Here is a 25,108-nt window from a genome sequence, read left to right on the forward strand (position 1 = left end):
ATCGCCCACAGTAATCGCACGCATTATTCCGGTACGATTTGCTCTACAAGAGTATGTCCGGTGCCTTCCGGTACCAGCACGTTATGCAGCCACGGCAGCACGCTTTTCATCTGCGCCGCCAGCTTCCACGGCGGATTAATCACAATCATGCCGGACGCCGTCATGCCATAGCGATCGCTGTCGGGCAGCACTGCTAACTCAATTTGCAGAATGTTGCGTATGCCCGTGGCTTCCAGCTCTTTCAGCATGCGTTTGATATGCTGACGCAACACAACCGGATACCACAGTGCAAATACGCCCGTGCCAAAGCGTTTATGTCCTTCCTTAATGCCTTTGACCACGGCCTGATAGTCCGTCTTCAGTTCATAAGGTGGATCGATCAGCACAAACCCACGACGAGAAAGCGGCGGCAGCTGTGATTTCAACTGCTGATAGCCATCATCACGCGACACTTTGGTTCGTGCATCTTTCTGGAATTCATTACGCAGCAGCGGGAAATCGCTAGGGTGCAGCTCGGTCAAATGAAGTTTGTCCTGCTCACGCAGCAACTGACGCGCTATCAGCGGGGAACCAGGGTAATAGCGCAACTGCCCGTTGTGGTTATAGGTGCGCACCGCCTGCATGTAAGGTTCGAGTTCAGCCGGAATATCGTCACGCTGCCAGATTTTCGCAATACCATCCAGATATTCACCTGTGCGCTCAGCGTGTTCACCGCTGAGCTGGTAGCGGCCAGCACCCGCATGGGTATCCAGATACAGGAAAGGTTTTTCTTTCTCTTTCAGGGCGGTGATGATTAGGCTCTGAACAGTGTGTTTCAGCACGTCGGCGTGATTGCCGGCATGGAAACTGTGGCGGTAACTTAGCATGCTTGCTTTCCGGTGAAGTTTTTATAAATAACGTCGATTAACCGACAGTATAACCGTCTGAGGCGAAAAATATCCCGTCAAACGCTTCATGTCGCGAACACCCCCGCAAACCAGCAATTTTTGTCGTCTTAAATCAGTAAATTGTGAAACATCCCCATTTTCCGTTCGATTAGATGCTATCGATATTCAAGCGGAAGAAGTACGTGCATACGCCAGGGGATTCAGGAATATTTTCCAACAGATCTGGTGAGTGATAAATAAGCGTTATATCATAAAATATATAACGATCATTCACGGAGCATTATCATGGGAAACCATTTTGAGCGAGGCGTCCTCGCGGGGCTGAGATCGGCCAATCCAAAATCCAGCAACGACATTAACCCATACTGCTACGATTATCGACGCGGCTATATCTGTGGTTATGCTCACAATCTGGCGGAAACCAAAGGCGACCGCCAGCAGGCTGCCTTCGAGGCAGGGTTGTTATCGCGCCGCTACGGACTAGAACGGGAGAGAGTCGCAGAGTTCTTTACCGAACAAGGCAATCCCTACGCCATTCGGTTTTTTTATGCTGGCTATGATGCGCACACACCGCGCTAGATGATGCCAGCTAGCGGCGTGCTTCGCGCAAATCGAAGCTAATCGGGATGGTGATGGTGAGTAACATTTCGCTCACCATTTCCCCCGCAGTGCCACGCATTCAATAGGTTGATAATCTAGTCTCAACCAGAGATAGTAGACCTTCAGGCCATTTCTGAATATGGTTACGATAAAAAGCGATATGGCCCGTTGAATGATGAACAATGAACCACGTTTATGTGATGAAGAGGACTATCTGGCGCAACTGCGGCATGAACGCCACCTGTTTCGCTGGTGCTTAATCACGTATGCCGCCATCCCCGCTGACGCAGCCACCGCAAAAGCCGCTGACCTTTATGATTATCAACCTCTGGGTACGCCGAACCGCGGCCTAATCCTGCATGATGACGCCTGGCACTGGGCCATGCTGGATATGTTCGGTGAACAATACTGGCTGAATAAACCGGAGTACCTTACGCCCTCACCGCGCTATATCGAGGAGAGCCATGCTTTCACGCTCAACAACTCCCGTTCTTTTTCATAGCAAAGCATAAATAGGAACAGATCGTGACGATGACGCATATCAGTATCGACGGCTGTCAAATAACAGACTGGCCTTCTTTTTATCAGGTATTTTCCGATGCCTTTGGTTTTCCGGCATTTTTTGGACACAACATGGATGCCTGGATTGATTGCATGACCAACCTTGATGAAGAATTCAGCCAGGTTCAGGTTGAGCCGGGTGAGTTGGTGTGCATTAACGTTGAACAGGCCGCGGTTTTTAAAGCAAAAAGTCCTAAGCAATATCAGGAATTGATTGAATGTACCGCCTTTGTTAACTGGCGCAGGCTGGAAATTGGCGAGCCACCGATACTGATCTTAGCGTTTAATGCCTAGGCTAAACTGCTTGCTGATATCTTCTGGGGCGACGCATTAACCACTGAGATTTCCTTTTGTTATGAGTGCGTAAGCCACCATTGATTTTCGCGGCACTTGACCTCATCTTAGTAATTAATCCGCAATAGATATGCGCTTTGCCGGTCTCTCTTCAACAGACTCCATTTATCGGCAACGAGATCACCCACACTTATCAGGACGGCACCATGACGAATCCATTACTGACCTCATTTACCCTGCCCCCGTTCTCCAGCATTAAAACAGAAGATATTGTCCCAGCAGTGAAAGATGCGCTGGATGAATGCCGTAAGACGGTAGAGCGGGTGGTCGCTCAAGCGGGGCCGTTTACGTGGGATAATCTGTGTCAGACGCTGGCAGACAGCGACGATCGTCTTAGCCGCATCTTTTCCCCCATTAGCCATCTGAATGCGGTAAAAAACAGCCCAGAGCTGCGCGGTGCGTATGAACAATGTCTACCGCTGTTATCCGAGCACAGCACCTGGGTTGGTCAACATGCCGGGCTGTATCAGGCCTATCGCAGCCTGCGTGACGGCGAACACTACACCACGCTGAGCGTGGCGCAGAAGAAATCCGTTGATAACGCGCTGCGTGATTTTGAACTGTCCGGTATTGGCCTGTCGCCGGAAAAACAGAAACGCTACGGCGAAATTTCCGCTCGTCTGTCTGAGCTCGGCTCGCAGTACAGCAACAACGTACTGGATGCCACGATGGGCTGGAGCAAACTGATTACCGACGTCACTGAGCTGGATGGCATGCCGGAAAGCGCACTGGCGGCAGCTAAAGCGCAGGCAGAAGCCAAGGAGCAAGAGGGCTGGCTGCTGACGCTGGATATCCCGAGCTATCTACCCGTGATGACCTACTGCACCAATCAGGCACTACGTGAAGAGATGTACTGCGCCTTTGGCACGCGAGCTTCCGATCAGGGGCCAAACGCTGGCAAATGGGACAACAGCGAAATTATGGCGGAAGCGCTGGCACTGCGTCACGAACTGGCACAACTGCTGGGCTTCGATAGCTACGCGCACAAATCGCTAGCGACCAAAATGGCGGAAAACCCGCAGCAGGTACTCGATTTCCTGACCGATCTGGCGAAGCGCGCCCGTCCACAGGCGGAAGAAGAACTCGCTCAGTTGCGCGCCTTTGCCAAAGAACACTACGGCGTAGATGAGTTGCAGGCCTGGGATATTACCTACTATAGCGAGCAGCAGAAGCAGCATCTGTATTCCATCAGTGATGAGCAGCTTCGCCCATACTTCCCGGAAAACCGCGCGGTAAACGGCCTGTTTGAAGTGGTTAAACGTATCTACGGCATTACAGCGAAAGAGCGTAAAGACGTCGATGTGTGGCACCCGGATGTTCGCTTTTTCGATCTGTTCGATGAAAGCGGTGAACTACGCGGCAGTTTTTATCTCGATTTATACGCCCGTGAACACAAACGCGGCGGAGCCTGGATGGACGACTGCGCGGGTAAACTACGCAAAGGCAACGGCGAGCTGCAAAAACCGGTCGCCTATCTGGTCTGTAACTTCAACCGCCCGGTCAACGGCAAACCTGCGCTGTTCACCCACGATGAAGTCACTACCCTGTTCCACGAATTCGGCCACGGCCTGCACCACATGCTGACCCAGATCGATACCGCCGGTGTCGCTGGCATCAACGGCGTACCATGGGATGCGGTCGAACTGCCGAGCCAGTTCATGGAAAACTGGTGCTGGGAGCCGGAAGCGTTGGCCTTTATCTCCGGCCACCACGAAACCGGTGAACCGCTACCGCAGGAACTGCTGGATAAAATGCTGGCGGCGAAAAACTATCAGGCCGCGCTGTTCATTCTGCGTCAGTTGGAGTTCGGTCTGTTCGATTTCCGCCTGCATGCCGAGTTTGATCCTGCGAAAGGCGCACAGATTCTGCCGACGCTGGCCGAAATCAAAGCGCAGGTGGCCGTGGTGCCGAGCCCAAGCTGGGGCCGCTTCCCGCACGCGTTCAGCCACATTTTCGCGGGCGGCTATGCCGCAGGCTATTACAGCTATCTGTGGGCCGACGTGCTAGCAGCCGATGCCTATTCCCGCTTCGAGCAAGAAGGCATCTTCAACCGAGAAACCGGTCAGTCATTCCTGGATAACATCCTGACCCGCGGCGGTTCCGAAGAGCCAATGGAGCTGTTCAAACGCTTCCGTGGCCGTGAACCGCAGTTGGATGCCATGCTCGCGCATTACGGCATCAAAGGATGAGCATCTGCTTAATCGCAGAAGAAGGCGCCGATAGTGGCGCCTTATCTTCTCTGGCCACACGCTGGGGACTGGTTTCCGATCCCGATGCGGTGATGGCGCTGGTGCTAACCGCAGAACGCCTGGAGCTGCGTAAGCAGGACGAACCGAAGCTTGGCGCTATTTTCGTGGATTTCGTTGGTGGGGCGATGGCACACCGTCGCCGCTTTGGCGGCGGACGCGGTGAGGCCGTCGCTAAAGCCGTCGGTATCAAAAAAGATTACCTGCCGGATGTCGTGGATGCGACGGCCGGGCTGGGGCGCGATGCCTTCGTGCTGGCGGCATTAGGTTGTCGAGTACGCATGGTTGAGCGCAATCCGGTGGTTGCGGCACTGCTGGACGACGGGTTGCAGCGTGGCTATAGAGACGCAGAAATTGGCCCATGGCTACAAGCGCGACTGACGCTGCTGCACGCATCGAGTATGACCGCGCTACGCGATATCACACCGCCGCCGGATGTGGTTTATCTCGATCCGATGTTCCCGCACAAACAAAAGAGCGCGCTAGTGAAGAAAGAGATGCGCGTGTTTCAGTCGCTGGTGGGTGCGGATGACGATGCCGATGCGCTGCTGGAACCCGCCCGCGCGCTGGCGAAAAAACGCGTCGTGGTGAAGCGACCAGACTATGCGCCGCCGCTGGCTGGCGTACCGGCACAGTCTATGCTGGAAACCAAAAGTCACCGCTTCGATTTCTATCTTCCCGCCTGAAAAATCTCATCGCCGTGACGCTACGCGTATCGGCGACTAAAAACTTAGCCTGCTTCGCATTTCCTACGCTGCTTTTGCAAAGTCTGTGGCACTAATGAGAAGCAAATCGCATAATTCCGCGTTATCACCTTTTATGACACTAAGATGACATAATGAAAAAAACGCTTCTGTCACTTCTGCTTTGTTTGAGTACTTCTGCTATGGCCGCTCAAGAGCCCGTCAATATTACAATTCTGGGGACATCCGATCTGCATGGCACCTTTGTTCCCTGGGATTACGCCACCGACACCGCCAACATGGCTGGCAGCCTGAGCCAGATCGCCACGCAGGTGCATAAAGTTCGCGCACAGCAACCGAATGTCATTCTGGTTGATGCGGGCGATACCATTCAGGGTAACTTTGTCGAAACCTTCAAAAATGACAAAACCAGCCCGATGATCCTCGGTTTTAATGCCCTGAATTATGACGTCTGGGTGCCGGGCAACCACGAGTTCGATTTCGGCCTGAACGTGCTTTCCACCTCGCTTGACCAGTTCAAAGGCACCGCGCTGGCAGGCAACATTTTTTGGGAAAGCGGTAAACCTTACCTACCCGCTTATAAAATTGTCGAACGGCAAGGCGTGAAGATTGGCATTATCGGTATGGATACGCCGATGACCGCGGAATTCGCCAAAGGCACTGACCGCGTGAAAGGGCTGAACTTTACCGATCCCGTCGGGGCGGTCAAAACCGTTATCCAGCAAATCCACGGCAACGTAGATGCCATCGTGCTGGTCGCCCATATGGGAATCGATAACGAAAACCAGCGACCGGGCACTGGCGTCGGTGATATTGCCCGCGCGAATCCTGAATTAGCCGCCATCGTCGCAGGCCATATGCACGTAAAAGTGGACAAAGAGGTGATTAATGGCGTGATCGTCACCGAACCGGACAGATATGGCCGTGCGCTGTCGCGCATCGATTTGCAGTTTGAGCAGCAAAACGGCAAGTACGTGCTGATCAACAAAGACAGCTATACCTATTCGATCAAGGACGTAGATTCTGACCGTAAGATGGAAGACATCTACGAGCCTTACCACAATACGCTGCGTGCCAACGCTAATCGCCCGATTGCACAACTTCTTGGGCACGATCTGGTGCCGCAAGATACCGTGAAAGGCATTCCTCAGGTACACGTGCAGGACACGGGCATCAGCGCCCTGTTCCAGGAAGCCAGCCGCCATTACGCCCCTAAAGCGCAGGTCATCGCACTGCAAATTGATAACGATCGTCCCAAACTGAACGTCGGCACCATCGCCGCAAAGGACATCGCCTTTAACTATCAATATGCTGGCGGTGAAATCACGGTTTATCAGCTAACCGGAAAAGAACTGAAGAAATACATGGAATGGTCAGCGGGTTACTTCAACCAGTTGCAGGACGGCGATGTGACTTACAGTTTCAATCCACAGCGCCGCGCGTCCAAGTATTCCACCAATGATTTCTTCGACGGCGTGACGTACACCATCGACCTGACGAAACCCGCTGGGCAGCGCATCACCGACCTGAAAATGAATAACGGCATGCCAGTTACCGACGACATGCCGATTCGTCTGGGTATGAACAGTTACCGCATGGGCCACCTGACGCAGAAAGGCGGCGTGCTGGAAGGCATGCAGTTCCCAGTGCTATCGGATACCAAAGTAGAATATGGCGAAGAGGCCGGCACGATTCGTAACCTGACCATCCGCTATCTGACCGAGGTGAAAAAAGGCCAATACGAGGGTACAGTGCCGCAGCGCTGGAAGTTGGCAGGATTGCAGGGCTATGAGCGCGAACGCAAAATTGTCGAATCACTGCTCAACGGCGGAAAAATCAGCGTACCAACCTCAGACGATAGCCGCTACAGCAATGTGCAATCTATCAACGTGAAGTCGTTGCTGCTGCCAGATGCCGCACAAAGAGAAAAACGCGTGGCGGAATTGACGCAACAGCGCGACAGCACCACCAATGCGTTGACCAAACAGCGGCTGAACGATCAACTGACGATTATCGCAGCGATTAACTAACCGACGCCTTACGGAAACCCAAGATTCCTAACAAAGTGCATCGCGCGATGATAATGGATAGATCGTAAAGACGCTGCAAGTACGTCCCCGTAAGCTCGAGCCGCGCAGATAGGAATCTCATCCCTGAGATTCCCCCTTTCAGGGCCGTCGCAAGCGACGTTCAAAAACGTTCCTAACGTTTTTGTCCATGGCGCGGACGCTTTACTCTTCTATTCCATTATCATTCTACGAAGAGGTTTTCTAACGGTCTTCAAGGCCTGCCGTCGGTAGGCCTTATTATCGCTCGCTGCGGGCTTTCCAACGTTCGCTCGTCAGGTAGCCATTCACGCCAACATCCAGAAAAGGGCGTGGCGGCAGGTAGTTTGCCTGACCGAGCGATTGCATATCACCAATCAACGGATTGTCTTCACCTAACGCCAGATCCGCCAAAATATGCCCGGCAGCAGTTTGCTTCGATAGCCCCGCCCCGTTACAGCCTGCGGACGCGTAAACATTATCGCTTAACTGTCCCCAAATTGGCGCACCGTTGCGCGTGACGCTAATCAGCCCTGACCAGGTATGTGCCATCTTCACATCACTCAACTGCGGGAACATGCGGGCAAAAATAGCACCATGACGACGTGCGTGGCGTCCGGTTTCTACCGCGCTGTTGACGAGTTCCGGCGTAAATTTCACATGTTCTCGAATCAGGAAACGGCGATCGCGCGTATAGCGCAGCGTCGCACTGGCCAACGCATTAACCGGCGTCAATCCCCAATCCGGCATGTCACCAATCCGCGCTATCTGTTCCGCATTCAGCGGCTCTGTCAGTGTCGCAAAGGTCGCCACGGCAAAAACCCGCCCCTTAAACAGCGGCAGGCCGCGCGCCGCGCCGTTAATCGCCATCATCAGCTTCTCTGCCTGAATCTCGCCATAGGGCGTTTCCACGCGAATGCGCGATCCAGTTTCGATATTCAGCGCGGGTGAATGGGCGTAAACCGTCACGTTCTTAGGCAGATTAGCCACCAGCCCGATCACCAGTGCCGCTGGGTTTAACAGAATACAATTGGGGGTATACACAGCACGATGGTAGAAAGACGTGCCGAGGCGGCGGGAAAGTTCATCTTTTTCGACTACCTGATAAGATTCGCCAAGGTCGTCCAATTCACGGACATAGGTATCGATCAGACCATTAAACGTCGAACTGACAGCACAGTGATATTTCCCTGCCACACTCCAGTCACACGCGATAGCGTGGCGATCCACCTTCTCTTTCAGATGCGCGACGCCGGACTGCAACAGACGGCGATAAGCCGCTGCTTTTTCCAGTTCAGCCGTCGAACTGCCGATATTGTGCGGCAAATCGATAACGAAACCGGAGTTACGCCCAGAGGCATTGTCGCCAATCTCGCCCGCATCCAGCAGGATAATGTGTTTATCCGGGCGTTGTTCAGCCAAACGGTGTGCAAAAGCAATCCCCGCATAGCCTGCGCCGATCACCAGCCAGTCCGCCGTTGTTTTCCCCCGCTGCTGCGGGTAAATAGGTTTATCGGCGAGATCTGCCGACCAACCATTACGATTCTGATCGAAAGGAAGATGTTTGATTTTCACAATGGTGTAAGCCTTGAAGAGGACAGGTTGTACCGGAAGGCAGAAACACAATACCGACGATACGCAATACGGATTAAGATAAAGAAAGGCAGGAAGCGGTGTCCAGCAAGAAATGTCGCTAAAACATAGATAAATAAGTGAAAAGTCAAAGCACCTGCGAATACAGGCGCTTTGACTACATTATGCGTTACACCATTACCGTTGAACCATCATCCGTTAAACAACGCCCTGTGCCAGCATCGCGTCGGCTACTTTTACAAAGCCCGCCACGTTGGCTCCGCGTACGTAGTTCGTCTGGCTATCTTCACCACCGTACTGCACGCATGCATTGTGAATATCTAACATGATGTGGTGCAGACGCGCGTCTACCTTCTCGGCTTTCCAGCCTAAACGTGCCGCGTTCTGCGCCATTTCCAGCCCGGATGTTGCCACACCGCCTGCGTTTGCTGCTTTGCCCGGTGCAAACAGCACGCCCGCATCCAGAAACGCATCAGTCGCTGGGATGGTGGTTGGCATATTGGCGCCTTCCGCCACGGCTTTCACACCGTTAGCAATCAGCGTCTGCGCCGCTGGCAGATCTAACTCATTCTGCGTCGCACAAGGCAGCGCGATGTCTACCGGCACTTCCCACGGCGTCTTGCCTGCCAGATAGGTCAGCTTCGCTTCACGTGCGTAATCTTCCACGCGGCCATAGCGTTTGTTCTTAATCTCTTCCAGCAGCGCCAGTTTCTCTGGGGTAAACCCGTTTTCATCCACCACGGTACCGTTGGAATCTGATGCCGTGACCACGCGTGCACCCAGTTCCATCGCTTTTTCAATCGCGTACTGCGCCACATTACCGGAACCGGACACCGCAACTCGCATACCTTCAAAGCCCAAACCATGGCGCTTCAACATTGCTTCCGTGAAGTAAATCAGACCGTAGCCCGTCGCTTCAGGACGAATCAAACTACCGCCGAACGACAACCCTTTGCCGGTGAAGACACACGCGGTGTTGTTGGTCAGTTTCTTCATCATGCCGGTCATGAAGCCAACTTCGCGGCCACCCACGCCGATGTCACCCGCCGGAACGTCCGTATCCGCGCCCAGATGACGATACAGTTCCGTCATCAGTGCCTGACAGAAACGCATGACTTCACCCTGACTTTTCCCTTTCGGATTAAAGTCTGAACCCCCTTTACCACCGCCCATTGGCAGCGTCGTCAGCGCATTCTTGAACGTCTGCTCGAATCCAAGGAATTTCAGAATCGACAGGTTAACGGACGGGTGGAAGCGCATACCACCTTTGTACGGCCCGATCGCAGAGCTGAACTGGACACGCCAGGCGCGGTTTACTTGTACCTGACCTTTGTCATCCGTCCACGCCACGCGAAACTGAATCACACGTTCCGGTTCCACTAATCGTTCCAGCAGGCTGTAATCCGCATAGTGAGGGTTCTGCTCCAGAAAAGGCCACAGCGTGGAAAGGACTTCATTAACGGCCTGTAGAAATTCAGGCTGATGCGGATCGCGTTGTTGAACAGAATCAAGAAAACTTGCCAGAGATACGATTTGTGCCATGAACAGCTCCTGATTGAACGAATAAGCTCCCGTCTGCTTCTTTAATTTTTAGACACGCAGAAGCTTGTGGGATCGGTGAAAATGAGGTTGTGTCCTCTGGACTATAACACTGGCGATGGATATTTAAGCAAGCGTTTTCTTTTCAGATAAACGTTACAATCCAATGAGATAGGAAGGGTTTTTGGGCGGTTTTGAGAAGGAAATTAGACATAAGTTTTTGTTATATAACAAAAGGCACAGCTAAGAAGCCGTGCCTTTCGTCACTGAAAAAAAATGCAAAAAAAGCTAATTTTTATTCGTCTTCTTCATCACGCAACGGCACGATGAGCATATCAACATGGACGGTATTAATCAGCTGACGTGCAGAAGACATCAGTTTGCTCCAGAAGTCCTGATGGTGCCCGCACAGCACAAGGTCAGCGTCGTATTTCTTGATTGCATCCACCAGCACTTGCCCTAAATCACCGCTGCCGCTCAGCGTTTCACTGATGGGGTAGCCGGCATTTTGGGACAGCTCGGTCAACGCATTCTGGGTTTCTTCGGAGATACGCTGTTGCATGTCACCCAGATTGACGTCGATCAGCCCCGTGTAGAGATCGGAGTAATTCACATCAACATGGATTAACGAGACTTTCGCATTGTACGGTCTTGCCATTGATACCGCTTTTTCCACTAACACTTTGCTTTCTGGAGAAAGGTCAACCGCAATAAGGATGTGTTTGTAAGCCATAATGAGACTCCTTCCGTAAAGACTAATTAAGGGTTAGCAGCTATTTCTCCTGCCAATCTGATACTTAACGGCGGATTATAGGATAGCACTCGCCCGCGCTATCGGACTGTTCAGTCGATCACAACCCGTTTTCAAATCTGTTAATTCTATTGATAAGTGTAGTAGAAACCGCTCCTTTTCACAGTTAAATCGCGTAGCTTCTCCTTTCAGAAAACGCATTATCTCGTCGAAAATCATCCTTCATGCCGATTGCGTCTGCCTCTCTGGCACAAACGAACATTCTTCTTCTACACTACAAGTAGGGGGCAGTAAGACTATCCACTGCGCTCTGGGATGGAAAACAAGAATGGGGCTAGCCGTGACGCTGTTGGCTATCCACAATGACAATAAAATCGTGCGCAAGCGCGTGGCATAACTATTCGTCGTTGAAAGACGCTCGTCGTAGAAAAACATCGTAGATAAGCGTCGCAAGTAATCGTAACGCTTGTCATCGGCCACAGGTGGGCAACGGGAATGTGTGGCCATCGTATCTGACGAATAGAACGACCGGGAGGGAAGCATGATTAGTACATTTGCGCTTTTCTGGGCTTTATGTATCGTCTGCATCATTAATATGGCGAGGTACTACTCTTCATTACGCGTGTTACTGCTGATTTTGCGTGACTGTGATCCACTGCTTTACCAATACGTTGATGGAGGAGGTTTTTTCACATCGCACGGGCAGCCAAGCAAACAAATCCGGCTGGTAGGATACATCTACGCACAGCGCTATCTTGATCATCACGACCCTGAGTTTATTCGCCGCTGTGAGCGGGTACGAGGGCAATTTCTGCTCACGACCGCCTTGTGTGGCCTCATCGTCATCAGCCTGATTGCCATGATGATGTGGTATTAACACATTGTACTTATACAATTATTGGTATTAACAGCATGAACGTCGATAAAAAGTAAAAAGGCGATTCCCCACAGAATCGCCTTTTTTATGATTAACTCGTTACCAAAATCAAATCAGCTTCAGAGCCAACCAGTACAGCGCACCAGACATCAGCATTGAGACAGGCAGCGTCAATACCCAAGCCAGCAGAATGCTTCTTATCGTTTTGCCCTGTACGCCCCCACCATCAGCAATCATCGTCCCAGCAACCGCCGAGGATAATACGTGCGTGGTGGAAACCGGCATACCGGTGTAACTGGCAACGCCAATCGACAAGGCCGCCGTCACCTGTGCCGAAACACCCTGTGCGTAGGTCATACCTTTCTTGCCAATCTTCTCGCCGATGGTGACAGCAACGCGTTTCCAGCCCACCATGGTGCCCAGAGACAGCGCCAGTGCGACAGCAACGATAATCCAAAGAGGCGCATACTCAACCGTCTGCAGCATGTCTTTACGCAGGTTGCTCAGGTAGCGTTTATCTTCGCCCGACGTTTCTGGTAGTTTGATCACCCGATCCATCGTATCCGAGATGCACATCAGCAAGCGACGCACTCTGCTTCGATCGTCAGGGTTCAGTTGGTCATAGCTTTTCAGGTTATTCAGCAAGCCCTGTGTGCGCTCAATCGCAATCATTACGCGTGAACTGTCACAGTGGAACTCTTTCTGACCATTGCCGGGAATCGTGCTTTCTGGCGTAGGAATCACTGGCGGAGACAGGTCGATGACGTGCGTCAACGCGTCGCCGTGCTGCTTGTAGTATTCCTGTAAATTAACAACGGCATCACGCGTCCGGCTGATGTCATAACCAGACGCGTTCATGTTGACAATAAACCCGGCAGGCGCAACACCAATCAGCACCAGCATAATCAGGCCGATACCTTTCTGACCGTCGTTTGCACCGTGAGAGAAGCTCACCCCAATCGCCGATAGAATCAGCGCGGTACGCGTCCAGAATGGCGGCTTACGTTTGCCATCCTGCTTTTCGCGATCGACGGGCGTCAGATGCACGCGTTTGCGTTTTTTACTGTTGTTCCAGAACCGACGCAGTACCAGCAGCATCAGACCTGCGACTACCATCCCCACAATTGGCGATAGCAGCAGTGACAGGAAAATGCTGATCATTTTCGGCACGTTCAACGCATCCACGATGGAGGTATCCGTCAGCAGTGCGTTGGTCAAACCAATACCGATGATGGAGCCAATCAACGTGTGAGAGCTGGAGGCAGGAATACCAAAATACCAGGTACCCAGATTCCAGATAATGGCAGCCAGCAGCATGGAAAAGACCATCGCCAGACCATGCGCCGAACTCACATTCAGCAATAAATCCGTGGGGAGAAGGTGAACAATCGCATAGGCCACACTCAGGCCGCCCAGCAGTACACCGAAGAAATTAAAGACACCCGCCATAACAACGGCAAACTCTGCACGCATGGCTCGGGTATAAATAACGGTGGCAACGGCATTCGCAGTATCGTGAAAACCGTTAATGGCTTCGTACATCAATACAAACAACAAAGCCAATATCAACATCAGGCCGGTGTAGTAATCCAGTCCGGCAAATAAATGTAGCATAAACGTTAGGCCATTTAGTGGTCATGAACGCGGCGCATTATCGGCGACAAGCAGGGGTGGGGAAAAGGAAAATATGACATTTTTTTGACTTAAAATGTGACGAGCATCGACAAGAAAACCACTTAATCAATATAAATCAATTAATTATATATTTTTACTAAAACATGCAAATTGTTACGCTGGTATCGAACAAAAACCAACACTACAATTTGCCGCCCCAATGGCCCATTTGCCTGCGGTAATCAATCACTCATCGGAGAAATGCATTGTGGAACAGTTTGACGTTGTCATCATCGGTGCTGGTGCAGCAGGCATGTTTTGTGCCGCACAGGCGGGACAGCGTGGGCTGCGTGTTCTACTGCTCGATAACGGCAAGAAGGCGGGGCGTAAAATATTGATGTCCGGCGGCGGACGCTGCAACTTTACCAATATGTATGCGGAGCCGGCCGCGTATCTGTCCCACAATCCTCACTTCTGTAAATCGGCACTGGCACGTTATACCCAATGGGATTTCATTAGTTTGATCAACAGCCACCGCATCGCTTACCACGAGAAAACACTTGGCCAGCTATTTTGCGATGACTCCGCACAGCAAATTGTGGATATGCTGGTAACAGAATGCGAGCAGGCTAACGTCACCCTTCGTCTGCGCAGTGAAGTCACCTCAGTGGCGAAATCAGACGATCTGTTCACCATCCACCTCAGCAACGGTACATCATTCCAAAGCGTATCACTGGTCGTTGCCTGCGGCGGCTTGTCGATGCCCGGTCTAGGCGCAACGCCGTTCGGTTACCAGCTTGCCGCGCAGTTTGGTCTTAACGTACTCCCAACCCGCGCCGCGCTAGTCCCCTTTACGCTGCACAAACCACTACTCGAACAGTTGCAAACGCTCTCCGGCGTTTCTGTACCTACCGTCATCACCGCAGAAAATGGCGTGACGTTCCGTGAAAACATCCTGTTCACACATCGTGGGCTCTCTGGCCCCGCTATTTTGCAAATTTCCAGCTACTGGCAAGCGGGTGAATTCGTCACCATTAACTTACTACCCGGACACAATCTCGCCCAGCTCATCAATGATGAACGTAGTGCCCATCCAAACCAAAGCCTGAAAAATACGTTGGCACAGTGGCTACCTAAACGACTGGTTGAATGCCTGCAAACACTAGGACAACTGCCAGATGTAACGTTGAAACAGCTCAACAGCGCACAGCAGCTACAAATTGAACAAAGCCTGCAACAGTGGCGCGTACAGCCGAATGGTACGGAAGGCTACCGTACCGCAGAAGTGACCATCGGCGGTGTTGACACCCGCGCGCTGTCTTCCAAAACCATGGAAGCTAATTCAGTGCCAGGGCTGTATTTCATCGGTGAAGTGGTCGACGTAACTGGCTGGCTGGGCGGCTATAATTTCCAATGGGCGTGGAGTTCGGCATGGGCCTGCGCACAAGCGCTGCCTTTTAGCAAATAGGCACTATAATAACCTCTATTCAGCGCTCTCCTTTAGTTAATGGAGAAAGGGACGTCTCTACATAGGCCTCTGCTGCCAGAAAGGAGATGTGAATGAGCCCCAGACGTAGTGAACGTAAAATCAACATGTTGCAGTTACTGACAGCAGGTATGCTGCCACTGCTGCTGGGATTACTGTTCACTTTTGTAGAATCCAGGTTAATGGTAAAACGCGATTTGGAAGCCACAGCGCAAATCGCAATGAATCATGCTGAGAATATTTCCACGCAGGCGTGGAAGATGGTGGATCGCCTCCAGCACTTTCATGGTCAGTCCTGTGATGCCATCAGTGATGCGCTGCAACGTCTTGGCTCGATTTTTCCTTACTTTCGCGCGATCGGCGTCACCCATAATACCGATGTCTACTGCTCTTCAACGTTTGGCAACGCACTGACACCAATAAGTCGCGTCATTCAACAGCCGCTGCCGGATACCTATTCTGAACGCTGGAGCCTGTCAATTGCAGGCTCAGACAACGTGAGAACACGCCCTGCAATCATCTTCGTGCAGATGCCCCTCACGGGTTATGGCGCTTACACCATGGTTGACGCGCAGTACCTGATCGATCTTATGACGGCGATCAGCCAAACCCGCGGCTATCAACTTACACTGAAGATCGGCAACGGCTACCCCATTCAAATTGGCCCGATCATTACGCTCAACTCAGGCTTATTTTCTACCTCAGCTCTTGAAATAAAATCGAGCGCTTTCCCGATAGCCCTCACGGTTACCGCACCAACTTCTCAATCTGTCGCAAACTGGAAGCAGGCGTTCTTCACGTTCTTGCCGCTGGCAATGATTCTCTCCCTGCTCTTCTTCGCGATGATGTGGTACTGGCAAAAACGTAAATTATTATTCCGCGACGAGCTCCGTAAAGGCATCGCCAAAGGCGAATTTTCCGTATATTACCAGCCCATCTATGATGCAGAATCGCAATCCTGCATCGGCGTTGAGACATTACTGCGCTGGCGGCGCAGTAATGGACAGTGGATCAGACCCGATATATTTATCTCTGCCGCCGAAGCAGAAAGCATGATTATCCCCATCACCCGACATTTATTTGATCTGGTCGCAGCCGATATCGCCAGTTGGCAGGTAAAACCCGGATTTCATCTGAGCCTTAACGTGGCAGCCGAGCATCTACATCACCCAAATTTCGTTTCAGACGTACATCGGTTCGCAGAAAAAGTTGCCTCTCATTCATTAAGCATTACGCTGGAACTGACAGAACGTAACCTCATTAGCAACGGCCCTGAAGTCATACAGCGCCTGCATCAACTACGTGAAGATGGCTTTATGATCGCCATCGATGACTTCGGCACCGGCCACTGTTCACTCTCTTATCTGCAAAATTTCCCACTGGATTGCCTGAAAATCGATCAGGGATTCGTCAGTGCCATTTCATCACCGGATGAAGAAGCCCCCATTCTTGATGCCATTATTAATTTGAGTCATCGCATCAAACTTCAATCGATAGCAGAAGGCGTGGAAACCACGCAACAACTCATGTATTTACAACAGCACGGCGTCAAATATATACAGGGATTTCTTTATGCGAAGCCGATGAACAATGAATCGTTGCTAGTATGGCTGCACTATCATAGTAATAAATCGATAGAGAGCTTTATGAATAAAAAAGAAGAGAGGGAAAAGAAGTAATAACCGGCAGAAGCTTGTCCACCGGTTTTCTATATTCAGACAAATTAGAAACGATAGCCGACGCCAATATTAAAGCTATCTACACGCGTTTCGTAGATTTTCGTGCCTTCGTAGCCAATATCAATTGCCCAGTTTGCTACCGGTGTGATTTGGATACCAGCGCCGTAAGCAAAGCGGGTTTCTTTCTCGCTGCCTGAATCAGCAAAAGTGCCGTAATCGTATTTCCAATCCACTTTTCCATGACCAACACCTGCAAGGCCATAAACACTAACGACATCGTTAAAACGATAGGATGGCCCAGCCATCAAGGAATAATATTTAAGTTTAGTCGTATCGTAGGAATTGAAGTCACGATCATAATACTCTTCTTTTGCCCCCAGATAAGTGAAGGAAGCAATAATTCCTAGAGCGGAATCACCCTGATAGTGATATTTTGCCGTAATCCCTTTTGGATCTTTAAAGTCATCAACTTTCGCCTGGGCATAACCCAATGATACCGTTTGTGTCGCCTGAGCAGCAGACATTCCCATGGCACAAGCAATCAGAGTGGAAAGCAGCAGTGTTGTTTTTTTCATGATAGAAACATCTTCCATGTTTGAATAAAAAGACGGCTTCAACAAAGCGAATAGGTAAGTATCGCGAATGTTGACCGCACATAAACTTACATTTAAATACGGCGAGGTAAAGCCTGTATTATTTTCAAACACCTGAGGGAATTCTTGTTTTTAATCATTAAAAAACAAAAAGATACATATTATCCAGGAAGATTAACGCATGCTTTTCCGCTCTATTTTTGGGAACATTCCGAACTAAAAACAAAGGAAATAGAGCAATTCCCAACGCCAAGTAACGTTGATATAAGAATCTTTTTTTACAAAGGAATAAGGTAAAATCAGAGAGTATCGGAAAATAAAAGAAGAGGGGATTATCTATTGAGAAATAAAGTGGTCGGCGAGAGAGGATTCGAACCTCCGACCCACTGGTCCCAAACCAGTTGCGCTACCAAGCTGCGCTACTCGCCGAATGCGGGCGCATATTACTGCTACCTCATTGAAGCGTCAATCCCTTTTTCACAAAAGGATTCCGGCTGCCGTTAAAGTATCCATCCCTTGTATTTACAAGCCTGAAATCGACGTCCTTGTCCGTGATTCATGTCAATCAGCAGGTTTCTGACACCAATTATTCTTAGGATTAATACCGCCGTCAGGCGACGTGTATCCCAAACATCCAAGAATCGTATCAAACAGCTCTTCATGGCGATGTGTTTTGCCAACGCGCTGCTGAGCCTTTAACTGCTCAAATGCATGTAAATTATCGGCGTCAGCCAGAAACTTATCCGATGTCCACACCATCATCGGTGAACGGAACTGCTCAGGTGGTGCCATCTGACGCGGCGTGCCGTGCAAATGGTAGTTATCATCAATAGACTCACCGTGATCGGAGGCATAAAACACGATCGCTTTCTTGTCCCGCACCTGATCGATCACGCTATCAATAAAGCTATCGGTATAGAGCACGCTATTGTCAAAAGCATTAATCAACTGCTCACGCGAACAGGAGGCATCAACGCCCATACATTCTGGCTGATAGCGCGCATAGCTGCGGGGATATCGCATAGAATACAGATAGTGAGAGCCTTTGGTATGCAACACTATCAGGTGCTTACCTTGAGGGTAGCGTGCCAGCGACTCCTTGACCTCATCAACTAGCAACATATCCTGCACCGATTTGCCGTCATTCTGTTTCTCTGACGCGATCATTTCTCGGAAGGAATAGTTGTTCGCCTCAATGCTATTGTAAAACCACACCTCACTTTGCATCGCAAACAGTTCGGAGGTAAAGCCCAGCTCTTTCATTACGGCAAAGACGTTCTGTTCTTTTAGCGTTCGCTGCGGGTTGTCTTCCGTACCGCCTTCTCGCACAAACATACAGCGCATGGAAAGTTTGGTCGAGGTATCACACGATTGGCCACGGAATGCGACCAGATTTTTTTCTTTTGATAACTTCGGCGTCGTATCTCGCTCGTAGCCTAACAGCCCCATATGATCCCAACGGGTTGTTTCACCAATAATGAAAACCACGTAAGTATCATCAATACCTTTCGGCGGGACATAGGTAAAATGCTGAGCGGGGTCAAAAAGATTGGAGGAATCCTGACTCTCGTCATACTTGGTGTATGCAAATAACCCTAATGCGGATAACCAGTTAGAAGGCAAATAAGAATGAGCCACAACGCCGCCATAGCTAGGTAAATCCACATTGGATTCTCGTTCAGACACCGACTGAGCCTTGTCCATATAGCGAAGTGGCATCCACACGAGTGCAACGACAGCGACAAGAACCAAAAGAGGAATCAAACGCTTCCCTGGCGATTTAAGTTGTTCGATCAACGTATCACGCAGTGAGTTCTTCCAGATCAAAAATAATGGCAACGCACTCACCACTAGCATCCATAGGAAAAAACGAAAGCCGATAACTTCTTTAGAAAGATCAATATCCGTGGTCATGACTGCTGCAACAATCCCATAGCCAATCACGACATTGAAAAACGTCATGTAATAACTAGCGGAAACAGAAATCAGCACTAAAAGAGAAGCGATAATCCGATAAAAACGGCGTCCCCCAAGTGAAATAATTCTCATCAGGAAAAAGGTGAATAAGATACTTGCTGTCAATTCGACAAGAGCGGGAATAAGCGTTGGAATCTGGCTGCCAGCAGCGAGTGAAAAATAATCAAATCGGCGGTAATACACTGAGATATTGAGAAAAAGACCAATATAGATTGCCAGGACAAACGATAACTTGGGTTGCGAAAAAGATGCTACAAACTTCATTATGACAAGTGCTCCAACAAACCTTTCTTATTATCTGAAGATATACGACAACATCCCTATGCCTGAGTTCAACGAAAATAATCAGACGCTCAGGCTTTTTTATATCGCAAAACAGCAAATAGGCTTAGACCGTTAATGAGTAAATATTACTTATAATGAAGTGAAGGAAACAGGAAAAAACTGTTCTTTTATGTGAATGAATCCACGAAAAAATAAACTGCGTGACCCAACATGTTCTAAGAAAACACGACCAATTATTGAGGTATACCCTCGCGATGCAATCGGGCAATGAGTTCCACAACGATGGGGTGATTCAGGAACGCCATAATTTCTTCTGCACGCCGTTCTCCAATACCCGAAAACTGTCGCCACTGCTGTATCGTCCGTTGCTGTAACGCCAGCCAATCCACATGATCCAATGCACTCATCGCTGAGCGGGGAACAGGAATACCCAATGCAAGTAGCCAGCGAGATAGCGGCTTCTGTCGTGCCGACTGCAAGCTCGTGTAAATATCCCGCGCCCGCTTATCACCCATACCATTGACGGCATTAAGCTGTGCTTCGGTCAGAGATAACCACGCCAGTACATCCCCCAGTAAATTATGTTGCATCAAGCGCAACCACATCCCGTCACGCATGCCCGCCAGATTTAAACCGTGTTCCCCACTTAGCCAAACTAAGCGCGCCAGAAATTGCTGCTGACACACCGCGCTATAGCGAAAACAGCTAAAATCATGGAAATCATGTTCACTGGGTGGGGTGATAGCTGGCCGCGCAGTCCCACGCCATACCACATTATCCAGACGCGGAATCCCCTGTCCCGCCAGGCTGACACTTACCCGATCGCCAGGCAACACATCCCATTGCTTCCAACGAGACAGCGAGCCCACATTCACCCGATTGACCGATTTATCATCCAATTTCATAGGACTAAGCTTCAACACCACGGCGATCTTACCCGTACGCCCGACAGAAAATGCCACATCGGTGACTTCCGCAACCTGATGAACAGGCGGATATTTCCATGCGATCGCCCAGTCGGCCGACGTGTTACGCCAATAACGGCCTTGCGGTTCTTTAGTCTGGCGGATAACCACGCCATCCGTCACGAAGGGCAAAGGACTGCTATACCAGTAGTGACGCCATTTCTCCGCGTCGGCGAATGACCCAATGGCATGGGTATACTCCGCTACCATAGCAAATCCCATTTCCTGCAATTTTTTCAGACGTTCGGGCATCGTCTTTGGGCCATCCGGCCATTCCCAGACAAACAGGCCAATCTGCGACAACACGGGAGATGGCTGATGACGACGCATTTCACCCGCCACGACTGAGCGTGCATTAACACCACCCTGAGTACGCTGTCGATGATCGGTCATCTTTAGGAAAAGCTCTCCTTGTAATACTAACGAGGAAGGTGCATCGGCTAGTAAATGAGGGATTCCCGGAATCAGACGAACTTTTTCAGTCCAGTCTTCGCCTTGAAGGCCATTACCTCGGCTAACCGCGGACACGAGCTTGCCGTGCTGGTAGACCAGTGTGACGGCCACACCATCAACTTTTGGCTGAACCCATAAATCCTTACGCTGTGCGATCCAGTGCACCAATTGCTCGCGTTCAGACAATTTTTTCAACCCCGTATGTGCAACAGGATGGAGCTGCTTGCCATGATCGGGTAGGCGGACAGGAAACACGTTTTGAGGCTGAAAGCAGCCAACCCACTGGTTTAACTGCTCCCTCAGTTGATCATAAACATCATCTGCTACAGGGCTTTTCCCTTCGGTGTAATACACGTCATCCCACCGTTCTAACTGCTGACGCAATGCAGTAATTTCTTTGTTCGAACGCGTGTTATCCCAATCGGGGCAGATTTCGGCCGCAGCCGAAAAACCACTGATGCCCCCAACAACGCAGATGATCAAAAAAGTGTAAATCCTGAGCCACATAGTCCCTCCAGCCATCCAGTCGCGAATGGGCGCAGTACATAGCAACAAAGGGGAAAAGACGAGGCAAAAAAAGGAGGAATGCCAAGCGCGCCGCAAGATGATTTATCGTTTACAACACCGGTAAAAAAGACAGGAACGCGCGTCGCAATCTCAAAAAGACACGTTGGCAAAAGATTTGCCCAATGGCATAACGGAAAAACAATCCGCGGAGAATTTATCACAGCGCGACTGATGACATATTGGCGTGTATAATGCGGGGATATGCACATGTTCCTGCTGCATATCAACATCCACCATCGTAACGTAAATAAACTTCATTATGGCTCAAGGCACGTTATATATCGTTTCTGCTCCCAGTGGAGCCGGGAAATCCAGCCTGATTCAGGCATTATTAAAAACTCAGCCGCTTTACGACACCCAGGTCTCAATTTCGCATACCACACGAGCGAAACGACCGGGAGAAAACCACGGCGAACACTATTTTTTCGTCGAAGTCGATGAATTCAAGCGTATGATTCAGGATAGTGAGTTTCTGGAACATGCTGAAGTCTTCGGTAATTACTACGGTACATCCCGACCTGCAATTGAACAGGTATTAGCGACAGGTGTTGATGTTTTCCTGGACATCGATTGGCAAGGTGCCAAGCAAATTCGCGCCCAAATGCCGCACGCACGCAGTATTTTCATCCTGCCACCGTCAAAAGAAGAGCTGGCTCGCCGTCTGCGTGGCCGTGGACAAGACAGTGATGAGGTTATTGCCCGCCGTATGTCTCAGGCTGTGGCTGAAATGACGCACTACGGCGAGTATGATTACCTGATTGTGAATGATGATTTCGATCTGGCACTGCTCGATCTGAAAACCATCATTCGCGCCGAACGTCTGCGTTTGAGCAGACAACAGGTTCGGCATGATGCATTAATCACCAAACTATTGGCAGACTGACGCCTCTTTCAGTATGATGCCCAGTCATTTTATTTCCTGTGGAGTAGCACATTATGGCACGCGTAACTGTTCAAGACGCTGTAGAGAAAATTGGTAACCGTTTTGACCTGGTGTTGGTCGCTGCTCGTCGCGCCCGTCAAATCCAGACTGGCGGCAAAGATCCGTTGGTTCCTGAAGAAAACGATAAGTACACCGTGATCGCACTGCGTGAGATCGAAGAAGGTCTGATCAACAACCAAATTCTGGATGTTCGTGACCGTCAGGAACAGCAAGAGCAGGAAGCCGCAGAGATTCAAGCGGTCACCGCAATTGCTGAAGGCCGCCGTTAATCACACCACGAGTCGCCCTTGTACATTTTTGAAAGCCTTAATCTGCTGATTCAACGTTATCTTCCCGAAGATCAGATCAAACGTTTACAGCAGGCTTACTTAGTTGCACGTGATGCTCACGAGGGGCAGACTCGCTCCAGCGGTGAACCCTATATCACACACCCTGTTGCCGTCGCCTGCATTCTGGCGGAGATGCGTCTCGATTACGAAACGCTGATGGCAGCACTGCTGCATGATGTCATAGAGGACACCCCCGCCACCTATCAGGACATGGAACAGCTTTTTGGTAAAAGCGTTGCTGAACTGGTAGAGGGCGTATCCAAGCTGGACAAACTGAAGTTCCGCGATAAGAAAGAAGCGCAGGCTGAAAACTTTCGCAAAATGATCATGGCGATGGTGCAGGACATTCGCGTCATCCTGATCAAACTTGCAGACCGTACCCATAACATGCGCACGCTGGGTTCATTACGCCCAGACAAACGTCGCCGCATTGCCCGTGAAACGCTGGAAATATACAGCCCACTGGCACACCGACTGGGTATTCATCACCTCAAAACCGAGCTGGAAGAACTGGGTTTTGAGGCGCTGTATCCGAACCGCTATCGCGTCATTAAAGAGGTCGTTAAGGCCGCACGCGGTAACCGCAAGGAAATGATTCAGAAAATCCTATCGGAAATCGAGGGTCGTTTGACAGAAGCAGGGATTGCCTGCCGCGTCAGCGGTCGCGAAAAGCACCTGTACTCCATCTACTGCAAAATGCACCTGAAAGAGCAGCGTTTTCACTCCATCATGGATATCTACGCGTTTCGGGTCATCGTCAAAGAATTGGATACTTGCTATCGCGTGCTCGGTCAGGTTCACAGCCTGTATAAACCGCGCCCAGGCCGGGTGAAAGATTATATCGCCATTCCCAAAGCCAACGGCTATCAGTCGCTGCACACGTCTCTGATTGGTCCGCACGGCGTACCGGTCGAAGTACAGATTCGTACCGACGACATGGATCAAATGGCGGAAATGGGGGTTGCCGCGCACTGGGCCTATAAAGAAGGCGAGAGCAGCACTACCGCACAGGTACGCGCTCAACGCTGGATGCAAAGCCTGCTGGAACTCCAACAAAGTGCTGGCAGCTCGTTTGAATTTATCGAAAGCGTTAAGTCCGATCTCTTCCCTGACGAGATGTACGTCTTTACGCCGGAAGGCCGCATTGTGGAACTCCCCGCTGGCGCGACGCCTGTCGATTTCGCCTACGCGGTGCACACTGATATCGGCCACGCCTGCGTCGGTGCACGCGTTGACCGTCAGCCTTACCCGCTGTCACAGTCGCTCACCAGCGGTCAAACCGTTGAAATCATTACCGCACCGGGTGCCAGACCAAATGCCGCATGGCTTAACTTTGTGGTTAGCTCCAGAGCGCGTTCCAAAATCCGCCAGATGCTGAAAAACCTCAAACGTGATGATTCCGTGAGTCTCGGACGTCGTTTACTGAACCACGCATTAGGCAACGGCCGCAAACTCTCCGATATCCCTGAAAAATCGATTCAGCTTGAGCTTGAGCGCATGAAGCTCGCGACGCTGGACGATCTGATGGCGGAAATTGGTATGGGTAATGCCATGAGCGTCGTCGTAGCGAAAAATCTGCTGAATGAGCAATCTGAGCTGGGAACCACCGGGTTGCGCAAATTGCCAATCAAAGGTGCAGATGGCGTCATGATCTCATTTGCCAAATGCTGCCGCCCCATCCCAGGCGATCCAATTATTGCCCATGTTAGCCCCGGTAAAGGGCTAGTGATCCACCATGAATCCTGCCGCAACATTCGCGGCTATCAGAAAGAACCTGAGAAATTCATGGCTGTAGAGTGGGATAAGGTGACAGAACAAGAGTTCATCGCTGAAATCAAAGTGGATATGTTCAACCATCAGGGCGCGCTAGCGAATCTGACGGCAGCGATTAACGCCGCGAACTCCAATATTCAGAGCATCAATACGGAAGAGAGGGACGGCCGCGTATACAGCGCCTTTATCCGCCTCACTACCCTTGATCGCGTTCATTTGGCTAATATTATGCGTAAAATTCGCGTAATGCCGGATGTCATCAAAGTTAACCGTAACCGAAATTAGCT

20 protein-coding genes and 1 tRNA gene are annotated in these 25,108 nt (G+C 50.6%); 12 read left to right on the forward strand and 9 right to left on the reverse strand.

Annotation, left to right across the window (positions count from 1 at the left end; translation table 11 throughout):
- Positions 1-23 precede the first annotated feature (23 nt).
- Positions 24-866 carry a 23S rRNA (adenine(2030)-N(6))-methyltransferase RlmJ gene (locus tag A6301_RS06210; protein WP_107169330.1) on the reverse strand — a complete coding sequence of 281 codons (843 nt, stop codon included), beginning with the start codon at positions 864-866 and terminating at the stop codon, positions 24-26.
- A 306-nt stretch (positions 867-1,172) separates the two neighbouring features.
- On the opposite strand from A6301_RS06210, the gene A6301_RS06215 reads away from it, so the two are divergent.
- From A6301_RS06215 to A6301_RS06240, 6 genes are all read left to right on the forward strand, one after another.
- A complete protein-coding gene (locus A6301_RS06215) occupies positions 1,173-1,466 on the forward strand; it encodes a DUF2623 domain-containing protein (protein ID WP_107169331.1) in 294 nt (97 codons plus the stop codon).
- A 193-nt stretch (positions 1,467-1,659) separates the two neighbouring features.
- Positions 1,660-1,989 (forward strand): hypothetical protein, encoded by a 330-nt coding sequence (locus tag A6301_RS06220; RefSeq protein ID WP_215482557.1) that lies wholly within the window; start codon positions 1,660-1,662, stop codon positions 1,987-1,989.
- A 29-nt stretch (positions 1,990-2,018) separates the two neighbouring features.
- On the forward strand, positions 2,019-2,342 hold the full coding sequence (locus A6301_RS06225) for a barstar family protein (protein WP_234257375.1): 324 nt from the start codon (positions 2,019-2,021) through the stop codon (positions 2,340-2,342).
- A gap of 206 nt (positions 2,343-2,548) precedes the next feature.
- Positions 2,549-4,591, forward strand: coding sequence for an oligopeptidase A (gene prlC / locus A6301_RS06230; RefSeq protein WP_234257355.1), 2,043 nt, complete (start codon positions 2,549-2,551; stop codon positions 4,589-4,591).
- A complete protein-coding gene (gene rsmJ / locus A6301_RS06235) occupies positions 4,588-5,334 on the forward strand; it encodes a 16S rRNA (guanine(1516)-N(2))-methyltransferase RsmJ (RefSeq protein WP_215482555.1) in 747 nt (248 codons plus the stop codon). Before prlC ends, rsmJ begins: the two co-directional genes overlap by 4 nt.
- 152 nt (positions 5,335-5,486) lie before the next feature.
- Positions 5,487-7,382 (forward strand): bifunctional UDP-sugar hydrolase/5'-nucleotidase, encoded by a 1,896-nt coding sequence (locus tag A6301_RS06240; RefSeq protein WP_234257356.1) that lies wholly within the window; start codon positions 5,487-5,489, stop codon positions 7,380-7,382.
- 276 nt (positions 7,383-7,658) lie between these two features.
- Here the strand turns inward: A6301_RS06240 and A6301_RS06245 are convergent, their stop codons facing one another.
- The 3 genes from A6301_RS06245 to uspA all read right to left on the reverse strand — a co-directional run bounded on the left by A6301_RS06245 (position 7,659) and on the right by uspA (position 11,262).
- Entirely contained in the window at positions 7,659-8,972 is a 1,314-nt protein-coding gene (locus tag A6301_RS06245; RefSeq protein WP_205540570.1) for an FAD-binding oxidoreductase, read from the reverse strand.
- Positions 8,973-9,188: 216 nt separating this feature from the next.
- Positions 9,189-10,532 carry an NADP-specific glutamate dehydrogenase gene (gene gdhA, locus A6301_RS06250; RefSeq protein ID WP_039474396.1) on the reverse strand — a complete coding sequence of 448 codons (1,344 nt, stop codon included), beginning with the start codon at positions 10,530-10,532 and terminating at the stop codon, positions 9,189-9,191.
- Positions 10,533-10,824: 292 nt separating this feature from the next.
- Positions 10,825-11,262, reverse strand: a complete 438-nt coding sequence (gene uspA, locus A6301_RS06255) for a universal stress protein UspA (protein ID WP_005968210.1) — start codon at positions 11,260-11,262, stop codon at positions 10,825-10,827.
- A gap of 559 nt (positions 11,263-11,821) precedes the next feature.
- On the opposite strand from uspA, the gene uspB reads away from it, so the two are divergent.
- Positions 11,822-12,157 (forward strand): universal stress protein UspB, encoded by a 336-nt coding sequence (uspB, locus tag A6301_RS06260; protein ID WP_107169339.1) that lies wholly within the window; start codon positions 11,822-11,824, stop codon positions 12,155-12,157.
- 108 nt (positions 12,158-12,265) lie between these two features.
- Here the strand turns inward: uspB and pitA are convergent, their stop codons facing one another.
- The gene (gene pitA / locus A6301_RS06265; RefSeq protein WP_107169340.1) at positions 12,266-13,771 is read right to left on the reverse strand and encodes an inorganic phosphate transporter PitA; all 1,506 of its coding nucleotides are present in this window, start codon (positions 13,769-13,771) and stop codon (positions 12,266-12,268) included.
- Positions 13,772-14,039: 268 nt separating this feature from the next.
- On the opposite strand from pitA, the gene A6301_RS06270 reads away from it, so the two are divergent.
- Together A6301_RS06270 and A6301_RS06275 are read left to right on the forward strand one after the other, a co-directional pair.
- Positions 14,040-15,239 carry an NAD(P)/FAD-dependent oxidoreductase gene (locus A6301_RS06270; RefSeq protein ID WP_234257357.1) on the forward strand — a complete coding sequence of 400 codons (1,200 nt, stop codon included), beginning with the start codon at positions 14,040-14,042 and terminating at the stop codon, positions 15,237-15,239.
- A 92-nt stretch (positions 15,240-15,331) separates the two neighbouring features.
- Positions 15,332-16,936 carry an EAL domain-containing protein gene (locus A6301_RS06275; RefSeq protein ID WP_234257358.1) on the forward strand — a complete coding sequence of 535 codons (1,605 nt, stop codon included), beginning with the start codon at positions 15,332-15,334 and terminating at the stop codon, positions 16,934-16,936.
- 44 nt (positions 16,937-16,980) lie between these two features.
- Here A6301_RS06275 and A6301_RS06280 read toward each other — a convergent pair whose 3' ends face one another.
- The 4 genes from A6301_RS06280 to ligB all read right to left on the reverse strand — a co-directional run bounded on the left by A6301_RS06280 (position 16,981) and on the right by ligB (position 21,716).
- Complete coding sequence (locus A6301_RS06280) at positions 16,981-17,643, reverse strand: Ail/Lom family outer membrane beta-barrel protein (RefSeq protein WP_233671780.1); 663 nt, start codon at positions 17,641-17,643, stop codon at positions 16,981-16,983.
- Positions 17,644-17,881: 238 nt separating this feature from the next.
- Positions 17,882-17,958 (reverse strand) — tRNA-Pro (locus tag A6301_RS06285).
- Positions 17,959-18,090: 132 nt separating this feature from the next.
- Positions 18,091-19,770 carry a kdo(2)-lipid A phosphoethanolamine 7''-transferase gene (gene eptB / locus A6301_RS06290; RefSeq protein ID WP_234257359.1) on the reverse strand — a complete coding sequence of 560 codons (1,680 nt, stop codon included), beginning with the start codon at positions 19,768-19,770 and terminating at the stop codon, positions 18,091-18,093.
- A 254-nt stretch (positions 19,771-20,024) separates the two neighbouring features.
- Positions 20,025-21,716, reverse strand: a complete 1,692-nt coding sequence (gene ligB / locus A6301_RS06295) for an NAD-dependent DNA ligase LigB (protein ID WP_234257360.1) — start codon at positions 21,714-21,716, stop codon at positions 20,025-20,027.
- A 319-nt stretch (positions 21,717-22,035) separates the two neighbouring features.
- Here ligB and gmk point away from each other — a divergent pair, with 319 nt between their 5' ends.
- From gmk to spoT, 3 genes are read left to right on the forward strand one after another with little or no spacing between them, the layout of a single operon-like run.
- Complete coding sequence (gene gmk / locus A6301_RS06300; RefSeq protein WP_215482550.1) at positions 22,036-22,659, forward strand: guanylate kinase; 624 nt, start codon at positions 22,036-22,038, stop codon at positions 22,657-22,659.
- Positions 22,660-22,712: 53 nt separating this feature from the next.
- Positions 22,713-22,988, forward strand: a complete 276-nt coding sequence (gene rpoZ, locus A6301_RS06305) for a DNA-directed RNA polymerase subunit omega (RefSeq protein ID WP_005968230.1) — start codon at positions 22,713-22,715, stop codon at positions 22,986-22,988.
- 18 nt (positions 22,989-23,006) lie between these two features.
- On the forward strand, positions 23,007-25,106 hold the full coding sequence (gene spoT, locus A6301_RS06310; protein ID WP_137741149.1) for a bifunctional GTP diphosphokinase/guanosine-3',5'-bis pyrophosphate 3'-pyrophosphohydrolase: 2,100 nt from the start codon (positions 23,007-23,009) through the stop codon (positions 25,104-25,106).
- Positions 25,107-25,108 lie beyond the last annotated feature (2 nt).

The organism is Pectobacterium sp. IFB5596 (assembly GCF_021432585.1).
Taxonomy (GTDB): Bacteria; Pseudomonadota; Gammaproteobacteria; order Enterobacterales; family Enterobacteriaceae; genus Pectobacterium; species Pectobacterium punjabense.

Excerpts from the sequence above, each read along its gene's own strand:
- A6301_RS06210 (WP_107169330.1), bottom strand. The coding sequence starts at position 866 with ATGCTAAGTTACCGCCACAGTTTCCATGCCGGCAATCACGCCGACGTG.
- A6301_RS06215 (WP_107169331.1), top strand. The coding sequence starts at position 1,173 with ATGGGAAACCATTTTGAGCGAGGCGTCCTCGCGGGGCTGAGATCGGCC.
- A6301_RS06220 (WP_215482557.1), top strand. The coding sequence starts at position 1,660 with ATGATGAACAATGAACCACGTTTATGTGATGAAGAGGACTATCTGGCG.
- A6301_RS06225 (WP_234257375.1), top strand. The coding sequence starts at position 2,019 with ATGACGCATATCAGTATCGACGGCTGTCAAATAACAGACTGGCCTTCT.
- prlC (WP_234257355.1), top strand. The coding sequence starts at position 2,549 with ATGACGAATCCATTACTGACCTCATTTACCCTGCCCCCGTTCTCCAGC.
- rsmJ (WP_215482555.1), top strand. The coding sequence starts at position 4,588 with ATGAGCATCTGCTTAATCGCAGAAGAAGGCGCCGATAGTGGCGCCTTA.
- A6301_RS06240 (WP_234257356.1), top strand. The coding sequence starts at position 5,487 with ATGAAAAAAACGCTTCTGTCACTTCTGCTTTGTTTGAGTACTTCTGCT.
- gdhA (WP_039474396.1), bottom strand. The coding sequence starts at position 10,532 with ATGGCACAAATCGTATCTCTGGCAAGTTTTCTTGATTCTGTTCAACAA.
- uspA (WP_005968210.1), bottom strand. The coding sequence starts at position 11,262 with ATGGCTTACAAACACATCCTTATTGCGGTTGACCTTTCTCCAGAAAGC.
- uspB (WP_107169339.1), top strand. The coding sequence starts at position 11,822 with ATGATTAGTACATTTGCGCTTTTCTGGGCTTTATGTATCGTCTGCATC.
- pitA (WP_107169340.1), bottom strand. The coding sequence starts at position 13,771 with ATGCTACATTTATTTGCCGGACTGGATTACTACACCGGCCTGATGTTG.
- A6301_RS06275 (WP_234257358.1), top strand. The coding sequence starts at position 15,332 with ATGAGCCCCAGACGTAGTGAACGTAAAATCAACATGTTGCAGTTACTG.
- eptB (WP_234257359.1), bottom strand. The coding sequence starts at position 19,770 with ATGAAGTTTGTAGCATCTTTTTCGCAACCCAAGTTATCGTTTGTCCTG.
- ligB (WP_234257360.1), bottom strand. The coding sequence starts at position 21,716 with ATGTGGCTCAGGATTTACACTTTTTTGATCATCTGCGTTGTTGGGGGC.
- gmk (WP_215482550.1), top strand. The coding sequence starts at position 22,036 with ATGGCTCAAGGCACGTTATATATCGTTTCTGCTCCCAGTGGAGCCGGG.
- rpoZ (WP_005968230.1), top strand. The coding sequence starts at position 22,713 with ATGGCACGCGTAACTGTTCAAGACGCTGTAGAGAAAATTGGTAACCGT.